The organism is Acidovorax sp. K2F, assembly GCF_025246485.1.
Taxonomy (GTDB): Bacteria; Pseudomonadota; Gammaproteobacteria; order Burkholderiales; family Burkholderiaceae_C; genus Acidovorax; species Acidovorax delafieldii.
Window position 1 is genome coordinate 259,304 of the sequence record NZ_JAOBSQ010000030.1, and the last position, 14,929, is coordinate 274,232.

16 protein-coding genes are annotated in these 14,929 nt (G+C 64.9%); 14 read left to right on the forward strand and 2 right to left on the reverse strand.

Going from position 1 to position 14,929, the window contains the following annotated elements; genetic code table 11:
• Positions 1 to 19 precede the first annotated feature (19 nt).
• The 10 genes from N4G42_RS10335 to N4G42_RS10380 all read left to right on the forward strand — a co-directional run bounded on the left by N4G42_RS10335 (position 20) and on the right by N4G42_RS10380 (position 8,229).
• Positions 20 to 394, forward strand: coding sequence for a VOC family protein (locus N4G42_RS10335; RefSeq protein ID WP_056744268.1), 375 nt, complete (start codon positions 20 to 22; stop codon positions 392 to 394).
• Positions 391 to 1,257 carry an aliphatic sulfonate ABC transporter permease SsuC gene (gene ssuC / locus N4G42_RS10340; protein ID WP_260667068.1) on the forward strand — a complete coding sequence of 289 codons (867 nt, stop codon included), beginning with the start codon at positions 391 to 393 and terminating at the stop codon, positions 1,255 to 1,257. The genes N4G42_RS10335 and ssuC overlap by 4 nt, the downstream gene beginning before the upstream one ends.
• A 48-nt stretch (positions 1,258 to 1,305) precedes the next feature.
• Positions 1,306 to 2,268, forward strand: coding sequence for an aliphatic sulfonate ABC transporter substrate-binding protein (locus N4G42_RS10345; protein ID WP_260667069.1), 963 nt, complete (start codon positions 1,306 to 1,308; stop codon positions 2,266 to 2,268).
• A gap of 4 nt (positions 2,269 to 2,272) precedes the next feature.
• Positions 2,273 to 3,082 (forward strand): ATP-binding cassette domain-containing protein, encoded by an 810-nt coding sequence (locus tag N4G42_RS10350; protein ID WP_121943173.1) that lies wholly within the window; start codon positions 2,273 to 2,275, stop codon positions 3,080 to 3,082.
• A 60-nt stretch (positions 3,083 to 3,142) separates the two neighbouring features.
• Positions 3,143 to 3,358, forward strand: a complete 216-nt coding sequence (locus N4G42_RS10355; RefSeq protein WP_015013774.1) for a molybdopterin-binding protein — start codon at positions 3,143 to 3,145, stop codon at positions 3,356 to 3,358.
• A gap of 340 nt (positions 3,359 to 3,698) precedes the next feature.
• Entirely contained in the window at positions 3,699 to 4,307 is a 609-nt protein-coding gene (locus tag N4G42_RS10360) for a TetR/AcrR family transcriptional regulator (RefSeq protein ID WP_260667070.1), read from the forward strand.
• Positions 4,308 to 4,512: 205 nt separating this feature from the next.
• Positions 4,513 to 5,514, forward strand: a complete 1,002-nt coding sequence (locus N4G42_RS10365) for an NADP-dependent oxidoreductase (protein WP_260667071.1) — start codon at positions 4,513 to 4,515, stop codon at positions 5,512 to 5,514.
• Between the two features lie 131 nt (positions 5,515 to 5,645).
• Positions 5,646 to 6,353, forward strand: coding sequence for an SDR family oxidoreductase (locus N4G42_RS10370; RefSeq protein ID WP_260667072.1), 708 nt, complete (start codon positions 5,646 to 5,648; stop codon positions 6,351 to 6,353).
• A 391-nt stretch (positions 6,354 to 6,744) separates the two neighbouring features.
• On the forward strand, positions 6,745 to 7,149 hold the full coding sequence (locus tag N4G42_RS10375; RefSeq protein WP_099729981.1) for a GreA/GreB family elongation factor: 405 nt from the start codon (positions 6,745 to 6,747) through the stop codon (positions 7,147 to 7,149).
• A 123-nt stretch (positions 7,150 to 7,272) separates the two neighbouring features.
• The gene (locus N4G42_RS10380; protein ID WP_260667073.1) at positions 7,273 to 8,229 is read left to right on the forward strand and encodes a universal stress protein; all 957 of its coding nucleotides are present in this window, start codon (positions 7,273 to 7,275) and stop codon (positions 8,227 to 8,229) included.
• Between the two features lie 56 nt (positions 8,230 to 8,285).
• Here the strand turns inward: N4G42_RS10380 and N4G42_RS10385 are convergent, their stop codons facing one another.
• Positions 8,286 to 9,650: an LLM class flavin-dependent oxidoreductase gene (locus N4G42_RS10385; RefSeq protein WP_260667074.1), complete on the reverse strand. Its 1,365-nt coding sequence runs from the start codon at positions 9,648 to 9,650 to the stop codon at positions 8,286 to 8,288.
• Positions 9,651 to 9,790: 140 nt separating this feature from the next.
• Entirely contained in the window at positions 9,791 to 10,648 is an 858-nt protein-coding gene (locus tag N4G42_RS10390) for a TauD/TfdA dioxygenase family protein (protein ID WP_108497574.1), read from the reverse strand.
• A 279-nt stretch (positions 10,649 to 10,927) separates the two neighbouring features.
• On the opposite strand from N4G42_RS10390, the gene N4G42_RS10395 reads away from it, so the two are divergent.
• From N4G42_RS10395 to N4G42_RS10410, 4 genes are all read left to right on the forward strand, one after another.
• Positions 10,928 to 12,034, forward strand: a complete 1,107-nt coding sequence (locus tag N4G42_RS10395; RefSeq protein WP_260667075.1) for an ABC transporter substrate-binding protein — start codon at positions 10,928 to 10,930, stop codon at positions 12,032 to 12,034.
• A gap of 280 nt (positions 12,035 to 12,314) precedes the next feature.
• Positions 12,315 to 13,196, forward strand: a complete 882-nt coding sequence (locus tag N4G42_RS10400; protein ID WP_409557815.1) for an ABC transporter permease — start codon at positions 12,315 to 12,317, stop codon at positions 13,194 to 13,196.
• Positions 13,197 to 13,209: 13 nt separating this feature from the next.
• Complete coding sequence (locus N4G42_RS10405; RefSeq protein ID WP_260667077.1) at positions 13,210 to 14,013, forward strand: ABC transporter permease; 804 nt, start codon at positions 13,210 to 13,212, stop codon at positions 14,011 to 14,013.
• Between the two features lie 51 nt (positions 14,014 to 14,064).
• Entirely contained in the window at positions 14,065 to 14,898 is an 834-nt protein-coding gene (locus N4G42_RS10410; protein WP_116749602.1) for an ABC transporter ATP-binding protein, read from the forward strand.
• The last annotated feature ends 31 nt before the right edge of the window (positions 14,899 to 14,929 follow it).

Consider the following 14,929-nt stretch of genomic DNA (forward strand, 5'->3'; position numbering starts at 1 on the left):
GCACCGCAGGAGATATGCCATGAGCATCCAGTCCATCAACCACGTGCAACTGGCCTTCCCGGCTGGGGCCGAGGCGCCCATCCGGCGCTTTTACGCCAGCCTGCTGGGCCTGCCGGAGGTGCGCTTGCAGGCCGGTAACACGCTGCGGTTTGCTGCGGGCACCCAGCGCATCGATCTGGTGCCTACCGAGCACTGGCAACCGGCGCCTGCGGTGTCGCACCTGGCCTTCGAGGTGCAGGACCTGCCCGCGCTGCGCCACCGCCTGCTGCAGGCCGAGCTGCCGCTGGTGGAAAACCGCGCGCTGCCCGGCTACCTGCGCTTTTACGTCAAGGACCCGGCGGGTAACCAGTTGGAGTTCCTGGAGCCCGATAACGAACAAGACATCACACCATGACACAGACCACCCGAGAGCTGCAGATATCGCCTGTGGCGGACTCCGTCGATCTCCCGCTCGAAGGGCCTTTGCTCCCAGCGTCGCTGGTCCGCTTTTTTGCCAACTTGGCGCAGCGTCTGCTGCCCTGGGCCGTGCCTGTAGGGCTCATCGTGTTGTGGCAGATCGCCTCTTCTTCGGGCTGGCTGTCCACCCGCGTGTTGCCTGCGCCGCTGGAGGTGGTGAAGGCAGCCTGGACGTTGACCCTGTCCGGCGAGCTGTGGACCCACGTCAAGGTCAGCGCAGGCCGGGCGCTGGCGGGTCTGGCCATCGGGGGCGGGCTGGGATTGCTGCTGGGCCTGCTCACCGGCTCGGTCAAGCTGTTCGAGACGCTGCTCGACTCCACCATCCAGATGGTGCGCAACATCCCTGCGCTGGCGCTGATTCCGCTGGTGATCTTGTGGTTCGGCATCGACGAGTCGGCCAAGCTGTTCCTCATCAGCGTGTCGGTGTTCTTCCCGATCTATCTCAACACCTTCCACGGCATCCGCAATGTGGACCCGGGCTTGATTGAGATGGGCCGCACCTACGGACTGGGGCGCTGGCAGCTCTACCGCCAGATCATTCTGCCCGGCGCCTTGTCGAGCATCCTGGTGGGACTGCGCTTCTCGCTTGGTCTGATGTGGGTGATCCTCATCGTGGCAGAGACCATTTCGGCACAGGCGGGTATTGGCTACCTCACGATGAATGCGCGTGAGTTCCTGCAGACCGACATCGTGCTCGTGGGCATCTTGCTGTACGCGTTGCTGGGCAAGCTGGCTGACGTGTTTGCCAAGGGGCTGGAGCGCTACTGGTTGCGCTGGCACCCCGGCTACCAGACGGCTTGAGCTGCGGGGCCCTGACTCCGACATTCCTACAACGCATTCATCACGACCATGACCCTTCCTTTCCTGATTCATCGGCGCACCGTGCTCGGTGCCCTTGCGGCCCTGTCCAGTGGCCTGGCTGCGGCGCAAGGCAAGCCGGAGACCTTGCGCATTGGTTTGCAGAAATCATCCACGCTCACCACCATCCTGCGAACACGGGGCACGCTGGAGCAATTGCTGGCACCGCTGAACGTCAAGGTCTCGTGGCACGAGTTCACCAGTGGCCTGCCTTTGCTCGAAGCCCTGAACCTGGGCAACATCGATGTCAGTGCCGACGTGGCCGACACCGTGCCCGTCTTCGCCCAGGCAGCCGGCGCCAACCTGACCTTCGTGGCGCAGGAATCGCCATCGCCCGCCGCCCAGGCCATCGTGGTGCGTGCCGATTCACCCATCAAGACCGTGGCCGACCTCAAGGGCAAGAAGATCGGTTTTGCCAAGGCGGCGGGCGTGCACTTCTTGCTGATTGCAGCGCTGGAGAAGTCCGGCCTGACGTTCAAGGACATCGAGCCCGCCTACCTCACGCCGGCCGACGGCCGCGCAGCCTTCGAGCGTGGCGCCATTGACGCCTGGGTGGTGTGGGACCCGTTCCTGGCCGCCGTGCAAAAGCAGTCGGCGGTAAGGGTGCTGGCCGACGGGCGTGATCTGGCGTCTTACCAGCGCTATTACCTGGCCGGGACTCCCTATGCCAAGGCCCGACCCGATGTACTCGGTGTGTTCTTCCACGAGCTGCAGAAGGCCGGTGCCTGGGTCAAGCAAAGTCCCAAGGACGCAGCCGCGCTGCTGGCACCGGTGTGGGGGCTGGATGCGGGCGTGATCGAGCTGGCCAATAGCCGCCGCAGCTATGAGGTGCGCGCCGTGGTGCCCACAGCCCTTGCCGAGCAACAGCGCATTGCGGATGCCTTTTTGGCCGAGAAGCTGCTGCCCAGGCGCGTGAATGCCCTCGATGTGCCTCTCTTCAAACCCGGAGCCTGATGCCATGAGCCAGAACGATCCCAACACAGCGCAGGGCGTGCGCCTGGAAGTGCGCAGTGTGGACAAGCGCTACGGCACGCGCGATGTCCTCAAGAAGACCGAACTCACGATTGAACCCGGCCAGTTCGTTGCGATTGTGGGCCGCAGTGGCTGCGGCAAGAGCACGCTGCTGCGTCTGGTGGCGGGCCTGGAGTCAGTCTCTGGCGGTGCGATCCGCCTGGACGGCCAGGACATCACCGGCCTGAGCGGTGACACCCGCATCATGTTCCAGGACTCGCGCCTCTTGCCCTGGAAGCGCGTGGCTGACAACGTGGCGCTGGGCCTGCCGCCCGAGCGGCGCGGCGCCGCGGCTGATGTGCTGGCGCGCGTGGGCCTGGGCGACCGGCTGGGCGAATGGCCGGCACGCCTGTCGGGCGGCCAGCGCCAGCGCGTGGCCCTGGCGCGTGCACTGGTCCACAACCCGCGCCTGCTGCTCCTGGACGAACCCCTTGGTGCGCTCGATGCACTGACCCGCATCGAGATGCACCGCCTCATTGAAGGCCTGTGGCGCACCAGCGGCTTTACGGCATTGCTGGTCACCCACGACGTGCAAGAGGCCGTGGCCCTGGCCGACCGCGTGATCCTGATCGAAGACGGCCAGATCGCGCTGGACCAGCGCATCGACCTGCCACGCCCCCGTTCGCACGGTGACGCCGCGTTTGCTGCCATCGAAAAACGCATCCTGGACCGCGTGCTGCAAAAGCCCGATGGCGACCCCGCACACGAGGCGCCATGGCCAGGTGTGCCAGCGCATGGCCTGCGCTGGGCGGTGTGATTTTTCTGTTTCTCTCAACCACTGTTTTCATTTTTCAACGGACTATTCAAGGAGAACCCCATGTCCATTCAAGCCATCAACGTACGCAACCAGTTCAAGGGCAAAGTGCGCGAGATCATTCGCGGCGATGTCGTCTCCGAGGTCGATGTCGAAACCCCCTGGGGCATCGTCACCTCCGTCATCACCACCCGTTCGGTGGACGACCTGGGCCTGGTCGTGGGTTCCGATGTGGTCGCACTGGTCAAGTCCACGGAGGTGTCCATCGCCAAGCTGTGATGGAGCACGGCGCTCAGCCATCGTGGGTATTGCGGCTGAATTGCGCGCAAAGCGGGCGGTTGAAGCGACCTGCTGCGTGCGGGGGCCTGCGGTGCTTTGGACGAAGACTGCGACGGGCGAATAGCTCGTTTGGAAACGGTCGCATCGCATGAGGGGAGGGCTGGGGGCTCATCAAGACAGCCGCAGCCCGCCTTCTTTTTGACCATCCACCACGTGCCTGTTGATGGCGCTGCTCGTATTCCAGGCCCCACAGGGGCCTGTTTTTTTTGGGGGGGCGATGCACGGGCGTGTCTGTAACCCCGTGGACGAAGCGCCGTTGCACTGGATGGTGGATTTATGTATGATAAACATCATGCGAAATAGACAGCCCAATGCCCGAGCCGCCGCCAAAGAAGCGACCCATGAGCGCATCGTGTCGGTGGCGGCGCGGGCGATCCGTCGCCAGGGCTACCATGGCACCGGGGTTGCGGACATCATGAAGGAAGCAGGCCTGACGCATGGCGCCTTCTATGCGCACTTCGAGTCTCGCGAGGCCATGCTGGCCGAAGCGGCAACACAGGCGTGCGCTCAGTCTGTGGCGACGGTGGCGGGCGCTGTGGCGGGGGAGCCCGCCTCGCAGGCGATGGCAACCGTGCTCAAGGCCTACCTTTCGCGCGAACATGTCGAGAGCATCGAAACGGGTTGCCCTCTGGCCTCGTTGGGCTCCGAAACCTCGCGCCAGTCCCCTGAGGTGCGACGCGTCTCCACCCGGCACATCAAGGAAATGGTCGATCTGATTGCGCGCCAGTCACCCCAGTGGGGCCAGCCAGAAACGCATGAGCAAGCGCTTGTCACCTTGTCCACCATGGTGGGAGCGCTCGTGCTTGCCCGTGCTGTGGACGACGCCGCGCTGTCCGACAGCCTGCGCGAAGCCGCGCTCAAGCACCTGTTGCCGGCGGAAACGGCATAACGCGGATTCACACCCAGCCTCTTCTTGATCGTGCGATGGCACGCATTTTTTTATCATTACATATGATGTTTATCATGCGAAATAACGGCCCAAGCCCTGCACAGCATCTGGTGCGTCATGGAGGGACGGCGTTTTTGGTGGAGCCTCGCCAGTCCGCGTGGCATTGCTGTGCAGCCATGCAATCCCTTGCAGCAAAGGAAACCCCATGAAAGCCTTTGTTCTGGATCGCTATGCCAAAAAGGGCGTACTCCGGCCTGCCGATGTTCCTGCTCCCTCCCTGCGCGACGATGAGGTGCTGGTGGAGGTCCATGCAGCGGGCGTCAACCCGCTCGACGCCAAGATCCGAGATGGTGAGTTCAAGCTCCTGCTGCCTTACAAGATGCCGCTCATCCTCGGGCACGATGTGGCGGGCGTGGTGGTGCGGGTAGGGCCGCGCGTGCGGCAGTTCAAGCCGGGGGACGAGGTCTATGCCCGGGCGGACGACTTTCACATCGGCAGCTTTGCGGAGCTGATTGCGGTCAAGGAATCTTCGCTGGCCTTCAAGCCCCGCAGCCTGACCATGGAAGAGGCAGCGTCGATCCCGCTGGTGGGCTTGACGGCATGGCAGGCGCTGGTGGAGAAGGCCCAGGTCAGCAAAGGGCAGAAGGTTTTCATCCAGGCGGGGTCGGGGGGGCTGGGCAGCATCGCCATCCAGCTGGCCAAGCACTTGGGCGCCACCGTGGCTACCACCGCCGGCGCGGGCAGTGCCGCACTGGTTCAAAGCCTGGGCGCGGACGTTGTCATCGACTACCGCCAGCAAGATTTTGAAAACGTGCTGCGCAACTATGACGTGGTGCTGCACAGCCAGGACAGCAAGGCACTGGCCAAGTCCCTGCGCGTGCTCAAGCGCGGAGGCCAACTTGTCTCTGTCTCGGGCCCGCCCGATCTCGCATTCGGCGAAACCCTTCATGCGTCGGGCTTCTTGCGGATGGTGTTCCGGCTGTTGAGCACCGGTACCCGGCGCCGTGCCCAAGTGCTGGGCATTGGCTACTCGTTCCTGTTCATGCGTGCACAGGGCAGCCAGCTGCAGGAGATCACGCGTCTGGTGGATGCAGGGGCTATCCGCCCGGTGATCGACAAGGTGTTTTCCTTCGACGCAACCAACGAAGCCATCGCCTACGTGGAAACCGGCCGTGCCAAGGGTAAGGTCGTCGTCAAGGTGCGCTGAGCTGCTCGCTTACTGCTGCCTCGCACCCGTCTCGCGTCCGTCTCGCACCTATCGAGCCCTCACTCCATATCCATCCTTTGCACAGCCCGTGCATATCCCTGTTCAGTCCTACCCCAACCCTGGAGATTCCCATGAAGCTCGAAAACGCTGTTGTCCTCGTCACCGGTGCCAATCGCGGCATTGGCCTGGCCTTTGTTCGCGAGCTGCTCGCACGCGGTGCGCGCAAGGTCTACGCCGCCGCGCGCGATCCGTCCACCATCGTCCCGCAACCCGGCGTGCAGGCTTTGCGCCTGGACGTCAACAACCCCGAAGAGGTGGCGGCCGCCGCCGCGCAGGCGTCTGACGTGAGTTTGGTGATCAACAACGCGGGCATCGCCCAGCCCGGCGGGTTTCTGGCGGCCGACAGCGAAGAGGTCATGCGCCGCATCTTTGAGACCAATGTCTTTGGCGTGCTGCGTGTCAGCAAAGCCTTTGCCCCGGTCCTGCAGTCCAACGGAGGCGGGGCGCTGCTCAACGTGCTGTCTGTGGCGTCGTGGGTGAATGGCGGCGAGCTGGCTGCATACTCGGCCAGCAAGTCTGCGGCCTGGTCGCTCACCAATGCACTGCGCCACGAACTGGCCGCGCAAAACACGCATGTCCTGGGCCTGCACATGGCGTACGTGGATACCGACCTGACGCGCGGCTTTGACGTGCCCAAGACCAGCCCGGTTCAGATCGTTCGGCGCGCGCTGGATGGCCTGGAAGCAGGCGCGGACGAGGTGCTGGCCGATGAGCTCACACAGCATGTCAAGCTCGCGATGACAGCCACGCGACCCAGCTACCTGCCGCAAGTGGCCTGAGTACGCCGCGCAGGGGCCACCCAGCTGGCGTGACGCTCTGGGTGGCCCCTGGTGGCGACAAAGATCGGCCACCCAGCCGCCGGGTATCTGGCAAGAACCCTGGGGCTATTGCCCCCAGAACCGCCCGTGTTGCCTACACTCGGGCCCATGACGACCCTTCTGGTTTGCCCTTTTGCCGCCCTGGCTGTGCTGCCCCGCGCAGCGGCCTGCGCGCGAGCGGTGGCCAAGAAGAACGCGCGTCGTCAGCTGACGCCAGCACATTCCTGAGCCCGGCGGCACCCTCTCTCCTCATCCCCTTGTAGCGCAACCATCCACCGCCGGGCACCAGCCAAGCGCGGTAGCGGCCGTCTTGTCCCCACGGGGCACCGCCGCATTCGATGGAGTGCTTTGTATGCATGCAGTTGTGACCCCTGGCGAGCGCACGCTCACCGACCTGGACTATTCGCGCCTGACCAAGTTGGTCGGCAACCGGCCAGCCCCCTTGCTGGACGACCTGCTGGCCAACGCCGATATCACCAGCCCGCGCACCGTGCGGGCCGACGTGGTCACCATGAATTCACGCGTGGAGCTGGTGGACCAGCACACCCACCGGCGCCAGGTGCTGACCCTGTGCTACCCGCAGGACGCCGAGCCTGCGGCGGGCTTCATCTCGGTGCTGTCGCCGGTCGGCATCAGCCTGTTGGGCTTGCGGGCCGGGGACGTGGCCCGTTGGCAAACGCCCCATGGCGAAGAGTGCTCCGCCACCATAGAAAGCATCCAGTACCAGCCCGAGGCCACGGGCGACTACCTCACCTAGTCGCCTTTGCACGCCGGCCCGCTGCGGGCCGTACCACCAGATCACTTCTCACCAGACCGGCGCCAATCGCACTGGCAGCCGTTGGAGGAGTGCGCGTTGTTCACCACAGAAGGACGTACCCCCATGACCCCTCGTTCCATCCTTGCCGTCACCGACTTTTCTGAACAGGGAGGGCACGCGCTGGCGCGTGCGGCGCTGCTGGGCGCAGAGCATCGGGCTGCGTTGCAGCTGGTGTATCTCTCCCAACCCGGCGAAGTGCCGCCACCCGACGTGGCCGTGCGACTGTTGCACCATGCGCTGCAGATTCGGCAGCGCCACCAGATTCCTGTTCATGCCGGAACACGCATGGATTGCACGGTGGCGGATATCGCCCGCGCGGCAGCCGGTCACGACCTGGTGGTGTGGGGCATGGCCCCGCAGCGCGGGTTGCGGGCCTGGTTCGGCGCGCACCCTGCGATCCAGTTGCTCCGTGCCTGCCAGCGCCCCGTGATCGTGGTGCGTAGCGCAGCGGCACAGCCCTACCAGAGCCTGATGGTGGCGGTGGACTTTTCTCAGGCTTCGCATCGCCTGGTGGAGCTGGGCCTGGCGCTCCACCCCCGCGCACATGTGGAACTGTTCCATGCCGTCAGCACTGCCAATGAGGGCAAGCTGCGTTATGCCGAAGTGTCGGAACGCGCCATCCAGATCTACCGCGAGCAGTGCAGGCGCCATGCGCAGGACCGCATGTTCACGCTGACCGACTCGTACGATGTGCGGCGCAACCGGCTTTCATCCTCCATCGGCCGGGGCGACCCGGCGCGGCAGGTGCTGGTGGCGCAGCAAGGGGCAGGGGCCGACCTGATCGTGGTGGGCAAGCATCCCGCGTCCCGGTGCGCAGACTGGCTGTTCGAGAGCGTTGCGCAACGCATCCTCCATGAAGCCCGCACGGACGTGCTGGTGGTACCGCACGGCTTTCAGTCCGCATCCCGGGGGGCCGCCCTGAAACGCCTGGCGACCGATCTGCCCGTGCGCCGTGTCAAGGCAGGCCAGCCGCGCCTGCCGAGCCATCCCAACCCTGCGGCGCTGCAGGGTGGCACATGACGAAGGAGCCCTGCGGACAGCCCTGCCGAGGTCATTGGGCTCGCCATGCATGAGGGCTAGGCCGCCTTCGCGAGCAGTGTTGTGTACCGGCTTGCGGGCCTTGCCAGGCCCAGGTTTTCCCGCAGGGTGGTGCCTTCGTAGGTGGTGCGAAACAGGCCGCGCCGCTGCAGTTCAGGCACCACCAGGTCCACAAACTCGTTGAGTGATTGGGGCAACACAGGCGGCATCACGTTGAAGCCGTCCGCCGCCCCGTTCTCAAACCATTCCTGCATGCGGTCGGCAATGGTCTCGGGTGTACCGATCACCACCCAGTGGCCGCGTGCACCGGCGAGGTATTCGTACAGCTGACGCACGGTGTACTTCTCTCGCCGTGCCAGCTCCAGCACCACGTGGGCGCGGCTGTTGATGCCCTTGGGTGGCTCGGGTATGTACGGCGGAGGTGCGTCGAGGTTCCACTTCGACAGGTCCTCTCCGGGCCAGAAGGGGGTGAGAGTGGCCAGGCCCACACTGGGGTGGATCAGGGCCTGCAGCTCGGCCCACTTGGCCTGGGCTTCTGCCTCGGTGCGGCCAATCACGGGGGAGATGCCGGGAAGCACCAGCAGTTCTTCAGGACTGCGGCCGTACTTGCCCATGCGACCCTTCACATCCTTGTAGAAGGCCTGGGCCTCGGCCAGGCTGGTCCAGGCGGTGAAGATGGCTTCGGCCGTCGCGGCGGCCAGTTCCTTGCCGTCTTCCGAAGAGCCGGCTTGCACAATCACTGGGTGGCCTTGCACCGAGCGCTCGATATTGAGCGGCCCTTGCACCTTGAGGTGTTTGCCCACGTGGTTGAGTGCGTGCAGCTTGTCGGGGTCAAAGTAGATGCCGCTTGCCTGGTCGCGCACCAGAGCGTCGTCGTCAAAGCTGTCCCACAGCCCCTTGACCACGTCCACAAATTCGTGGGCGCGCTCGTACCGCGTGGCGGGGTCCGGGTGCGTGTCCAGGCCAAAGTTGCCGTGCACGTTTTCGGCGCTAGTGGTCACCACGTTCCAGGCGGCCCGGCCCTTGCTGATGTGGTCCAGCGACGCAAACTTGCGCGCCAGCAGGTAGGGGTCTTCGTAGGTGGTGGAGGCTGTGGCCACAAAGCCGATGTGCTTGGTGACGACCGACAGCGCTGCCCACAGCGTCACGGGCTCGAAGTGCGAGATGCGTCCCTGGCGGCTGAAGGACTCGCGGTCGCCCTTGTGCCACACGCCGGGGCTGTCGGCCACGAACACCTGGTCAAACAGGCCACGTTCGGCGGTTTTTGTGACCTCGATGTAGTGATCGATGTTGACACCCGAATCGACCTGTGAGCCCGGGTGGCGCCAGGCGGCTACGTGGTGGCCCGTGGCCATGATGAAGGCGCCGAGGCGCAGTTTTCTGGATGTGTCGGGTTGGCTCATGTGAGATTCCAAAACTTGTGGAGATGGCTCGCGGCCTTCGACACTGGCGCGGCCCAGGCCAGTGCACCCGTGGAACCGGCTTTGCCGGGCCAGGGGGCGTCTCCCCAAGGGGGATGGCGCCGAAGGCGACTCAGGGGGGGCTACTCGGTAATAGTGATGCGATGCAGCTTGCGGTGCTGCGGAAAGAAGTCGCCCACTGCGTAGTGCTGGGTGGAGCGGTTGTCCCACACGGCCAGCGTGCCCGGCGCCCAGCGCAGGCGGGCCTGGAACTCGGCCACTTGCGGCAGGGCAAACAGCTGGGTCAGCAGCGCATCGCTGTGCGTGCGGTGCAGGCCCTTGATGTGGCTGGTGAAGGTGGGGTTCACGTACAGGATCTTCTTGCCCGTGACGGGGTGCACGCGCACCACGGGGTGCTCCACGGGCGGGTACTTGGCGCGGGCGGCCTTCAGTTCTTCGCCGCTGGCGTCCTTGCGCAGCAGGTACTCCGTCCAGCCACTGATCTCCCAGGTGTGCACGGCCGTGAGCGTTTCCAGGTAAGCCTGGAAGGCGGGCGGCAGACTGGCGTACGCGGCCGTGAGGCTGGCCCACAGCGTGTCGCCGCCGCTGGCCGGGATCACCTGTGCATAGAGGCTGGTGCCCAGCGGCGGTTGCTCGCGCCAGGTGATGTCCGCATGCCATTGGTTGGACGCCTTGGGGCGCTCGGCCGTGCTCTCCACGATCTCGATCTCGGGGTGGCTCTCCAGCCGGGGGAAGAACGCCTTCACCTCGGCCACATTGCCAAAGCTGCGGGTGAAGTCCACCTGCTGCTGCGGCGTGATGTGCTGGTCGCGGAAGAACAGCACCTCATGCACGGCCAGTGCCTGGCGCAGCTCGGCCTGCGTGGCGGCGTCCAGGGGCTGGCGCAGGTCCAGCTCGTGGATGACTGCCCCGATGGTGGGGGTGTAGGGCTCTACCGCAAAGCGGGTGAACGTGGGGTGCAAATCGTTGATCTTGGACATGGCGCAGCTTTCTGAAACGGTGGGGTGATGAAAGAGAACTCCCACACGATTGGGACAGCGCGCAGTGCGCGCATCAACGAAGCAGTTCGCATATGCATAGTCGGAAAACTGCGCCTTGCACTGGCGCGCGTGGGCCTGCCATCCGCAAATTTGGATATCTGTTTTTGGTCGTTGGCCCACGCGCAGGGCCTGCCTAGAGTGATCGGCGACGTGTGCAGCACATTGCGCACGCACACCGGAACGACAACAGGCAAAACAACAGGCACGAAGGGTCGACAGATGAAAAAAACGCAATGGAAAACAGCGCTCTGGGCGGCTGCCTCGACAGCCTGCGCGGCGGTGGCCCTGGGCCTGTGGGCGGGTAGCGCAGCCGCACAGGCGCAAGATCCCCTGAAGGTGATCCGCATCGGCATCGCCACCGGCGGTGTGGGCAGCGACCCGGTGCGCCATGGTGGCACCTCGGCCGCGCTGGCCTACACCGATGGCGGGCTGGAAGAAGAGTTCAAGAAGGACGGTGTGAATGTGCAATGGACCTTCTTCAAGGGCGCAGGCCCGGCCGTCAATGAGGCACTGGTCAACAAGCAACTGGACTTTGCGTGGCAGGGCGACCTGCCCTCTATCGTGCACCGGGCCAGTGACGTGAAGACCAAGATCATTCTGGGCAGTGGCGTGCGCGGCGGGCTCTACCTTGCGGTGCCGCCCGACTCCAACATCCGCCGCCTGGAAGACCTCAAGGGCCGCAAGGTGGCCGTGTTCAAGGGCACCAACCTGCATCTGGCAGCCGTGCGCGCGCTGGCCGACAAGGGTCTGAGCGAGCGCGATGTGAAACTGCTCAATCTGGATTTGCCCAGCGCTGAGGCGGCGTTGGTCAGCAAGGACATCGACGCCGCATTTGGCTATGTGGGTTTTTTCAAGCTGCGTGACCAGGGCCTGGCCAAGGTGGTGTGGTCGGCTGCAGAAGATTCCTACAAGTACACCCGCCAGACGGCGCTGCTGGTGACCGACGACTTCGCCGCCCGCCACCCCAAGGCGGTGGAGCGCGTGGTCAAGACGGTGGTGCTGTACGCCCATAAATATTCCGACGAAAACCGCCGTGCCGAACTGTTTGCGCAGTGGGGCAAGGCCGAGTACGCCGAGAAGGTGTGGCGCGAAGACTTCATTGGCCAGCCGCTGCGCGTGCGCCTGTCGCCACTGCTCGACCCCTTTCTGGTGGCGCGCTACAAGGACGCGGCCGACGAGGCCCACAAGCTCAAACTCATCCGCAAGAAGCCAGAGATCGATAGCTGGTTTGACCGCCGCTATCTGAACGCTGCACTCAAGGAGCTGAAGCTGGAGAGCTACTGGCCCGTGTATGGCGCCAACGGGGATCTGGTCGCCGCCCCTTGATGCAGGTCTCCAATCCGAACCACGGTGTCCAAGCCCGGAAAAGCCGCTCACCACCGCTCGTTGCAACCCGCCCGCACCTTGTGCGCGGCGGGTTTTTTGTGCCTGCGCCGAGGCAACCTCATAACGCAGGCGTCGCTGCTCATGCCCCAAACATCTTTGTCATTGCATATGAGTATTAACCATTTATTTTTATAACAAACGTCTTTTACATTTCTTTTGGTTGTTATCGATGGCTCTGCGCTCACCCCAGGTGGTAGCAGCTCCACCACCCACAAAGGAAATGCAAGAGATGGCGATACCCGCACTGAACGCGGCCGGGCCAGGCAGCCCCGTGAGCCCGCTGGACGCGCTGCCGGATGCCCCCACACGCCGCCCCGCAGCGGCAAGGCAAAACGCTGCCTGGACTTGGGCGAGGCGTTCGCTCTGGGCCTGGCCCTTTCCGCTGGCCGTGCTGGCGCTGTGGCAGCTCTCCGCCGTGTGGGGCTGGGTGCCCGAGCAGGTGCTGCCCCCGCCCGCCGCCGTGTTCAAGGTGTTTGGCGAGCTGCTGGCCAGCGGAGAGTTGTGGGACCACCTGCGCATCAGCATGGTCCGCGTGTTTGCGGGCTTTGGCATCGGCCTGTCGCTGGGCCTGGTGCTGGGCGGTGCCATGGGCCTGTCGCCGACATTCCGTGACTACTTCTTCCCATTGTTCAAGGCCTTCAGCCAGGTGCCGGTGATCGGCTGGCTGCCGCTGCTGATCCTGGTGGTGGGCATTGACGAGGGGCTCAAGTTTCTGCTGATCGCCAAGGCGGCCCTGGTGCCGGTGGCCATCAACACCTGCCAGGGCATTCAGAACGTGCCCAACCGGCTGGTGGAGGTGGCGCGTGTGTATGGCTTCACTCGCTGGCAGATGCTGCGCAGGGTGGTGTTTCCGGCGGCTACGGCGCCCATCTGGAACGGCGTGCGCTATGGCCTCACGCATGCCTGGCTGGCGCTGGTGGTGGTGGAGCTGCTGGCGTCATCGGAGGGCATTGGGTTCCTCATCGTCTATGGCCGCCAGCTCTTTCAGCTGGACGTGGTGCTGGCCGCCGTGCTGGCCGTGGGCATCGTGGGGTTTGTGATCGACAAGCTGCTGGCCGTGTCCGAGGCCTGGCTGCTGCGCTGGCGCAAGCCGGGTTTGTGAACGGGGTGTGCCAATGTCTTCTGTGAACGTGCAACGCAACGTGTTCCAAAAAGTGCCCGCACGCCTGCGGGGCTGGGTGCTGCCCGTGCTGATCCTGGCGGTTTGGTGGGCGGTGGTGGCTTCGGGAACGTCCGATTCGCCCCTGCTGGTATCGCCATTGGCCGTATGGCAGCGCGGTGTGGGCCAGGTTGTCAGCGGCGAACTGTGGGTGGCCTTGTCGGCCAGCCTGTGGCGCATGGCCTGGGGGTTCGGCATTGGCTCCGGCATCGGGCTGGCGGTGGGTGCGCTGCTGGGCTGGTCGCGCTGGGCCGAGCGGCTGGTGGGGCCTACGTTCCACACGCTCAAGCAGATCTCGCTGTTTGCGTGGATTCCGATGCTGTCGATGTGGTTTGGCCTGGGCGATACCGCCAAGGTAGCGTTTGTGGCCATGGCGGCGTTCTTTCCGGTGGTGCTCAACACGCTGGAGGGCCTGCGCAGCGTGCCGCGTGAGTACCTGGAGGTGGCCCGCGTGTACGAGTTCAGCGTGTGGCAAACGTTGCGCCGTGTGGTGGCGCCTGCCGCCGCGCCCTCACTGTTCACCGGCATCCAGCTCTCGCTCATCTACAGCTGGCTGGCCACGCTGGGGGCCGAATACCTGCTGGCCTCGGGCAAGGGCATTGGCAACACGCTGATCGATGGGCGCGAGCATTTCTGGATGGACCTGGTGCTGTTTGGCGTGGTGGTGGTGGGCCTGGTGGGCTTTGTACTGAACGCGCTGCTGGCCGCATTGGAAAAGCGCCTGCTGGCCTGGCGTGATCGCACGATCGCCAGGTACTGATGCTGCTGACGCATCGCATACGCATACGCATACGAACACAAGGAAATCAACATGGCACACGCCGGTACCCTGGCCATTCGCGGCCTGAACAAGCAGTACGAGGTCAAGGGCGAAGCCCTGCCCGTGCTGCAGGACATCCACCTCACCATCGAGCCCGGCGAGTTCGTGAGCATCGTGGGCTCGAGCGGCTGCGGCAAGTCCACGCTGCTGCGGCTGGTGATTGGCCTGGAGGGCGATTACCAGGGCGAGATCCTGCTCAACGGCCAGCGCATTGTGGGCACCAGCCTCAACCGGGGCATCGTGTTCCAGGAGCACCGCTTGTTCCCCTGGCTCACGGTCGAGAAGAACGTGGCGCTGGGCCTGCTCAACTCCAGCCTGACCGAAGGCCAGCAGCGCGCCACCGTGCGCGAGCACATTGCGCTGGTGGGGCTGCAAGGTTTTGAGACGGCCTACCCGCACCAGCTCTCTGGCGGCATGTCGCAGCGCGTGGCCATTGCGCGGGCGCTGGTCAACCGGCCCGACATCCTGCTGCTGGACGAACCCTTTGGCGCACTCGACGCCATGACCCGTGCCCACCTGCAGCAGGAGCTGCACCGCATCTGGCAGCAGGAGGGCATCACCATGATCCTGGTGACCCATGACGTGGAAGAGGCCGTGTACCTGGGTGACCGCGTGGTGGTGATGGAGCCGCGCCCCGGCCGCATCCGCCGCACCGTGCCGGTGGGGCTGCCCCATCCGCGCGAGCGCACCTCGCACGCGTTCACCGCCATCAAGGACAGCGTGCTGCGCGAGTTCTCCGGCCACCCGGCGGCCGATCTGGCCGAGCCGCCGCTCAAGCGCGGCGAGCAGCTGGCGCCTGCCGCGCAGTGGCAATTTGCCGTTTGATTGTCTGTTCCCCTTTTACCGATCCCCGAGA

Bases quoted from the DNA above. Each gene is read 5' to 3' on its own strand.
- N4G42_RS10335 (WP_056744268.1), top strand. From the start codon at position 20: ATGAGCATCCAGTCCATCAACCACGTGCAACTGGCCTTCCCGGCTGGG.
- ssuC (WP_260667068.1), top strand. From the start codon at position 391: ATGACACAGACCACCCGAGAGCTGCAGATATCGCCTGTGGCGGACTCC.
- N4G42_RS10400 (WP_409557815.1), top strand. From the start codon at position 12,315: ATGCAAGAGATGGCGATACCCGCACTGAACGCGGCCGGGCCAGGCAGC.
- N4G42_RS10390 (WP_108497574.1), bottom strand. From the start codon at position 10,648: ATGTCCAAGATCAACGATTTGCACCCCACGTTCACCCGCTTTGCGGTA.
- N4G42_RS10355 (WP_015013774.1), top strand. From the start codon at position 3,143: ATGTCCATTCAAGCCATCAACGTACGCAACCAGTTCAAGGGCAAAGTG.
- N4G42_RS10365 (WP_260667071.1), top strand. From the start codon at position 4,513: ATGAAAGCCTTTGTTCTGGATCGCTATGCCAAAAAGGGCGTACTCCGG.
- N4G42_RS10380 (WP_260667073.1), top strand. From the start codon at position 7,273: ATGACCCCTCGTTCCATCCTTGCCGTCACCGACTTTTCTGAACAGGGA.
- N4G42_RS10375 (WP_099729981.1), top strand. From the start codon at position 6,745: ATGCATGCAGTTGTGACCCCTGGCGAGCGCACGCTCACCGACCTGGAC.
- N4G42_RS10405 (WP_260667077.1), top strand. From the start codon at position 13,210: ATGTCTTCTGTGAACGTGCAACGCAACGTGTTCCAAAAAGTGCCCGCA.
- N4G42_RS10385 (WP_260667074.1), bottom strand. From the start codon at position 9,650: ATGAGCCAACCCGACACATCCAGAAAACTGCGCCTCGGCGCCTTCATC.
- N4G42_RS10410 (WP_116749602.1), top strand. From the start codon at position 14,065: ATGGCACACGCCGGTACCCTGGCCATTCGCGGCCTGAACAAGCAGTAC.
- N4G42_RS10350 (WP_121943173.1), top strand. From the start codon at position 2,273: ATGAGCCAGAACGATCCCAACACAGCGCAGGGCGTGCGCCTGGAAGTG.
- N4G42_RS10370 (WP_260667072.1), top strand. From the start codon at position 5,646: ATGAAGCTCGAAAACGCTGTTGTCCTCGTCACCGGTGCCAATCGCGGC.
- N4G42_RS10345 (WP_260667069.1), top strand. From the start codon at position 1,306: ATGACCCTTCCTTTCCTGATTCATCGGCGCACCGTGCTCGGTGCCCTT.
- N4G42_RS10360 (WP_260667070.1), top strand. From the start codon at position 3,699: ATGATAAACATCATGCGAAATAGACAGCCCAATGCCCGAGCCGCCGCC.
- N4G42_RS10395 (WP_260667075.1), top strand. From the start codon at position 10,928: ATGAAAAAAACGCAATGGAAAACAGCGCTCTGGGCGGCTGCCTCGACA.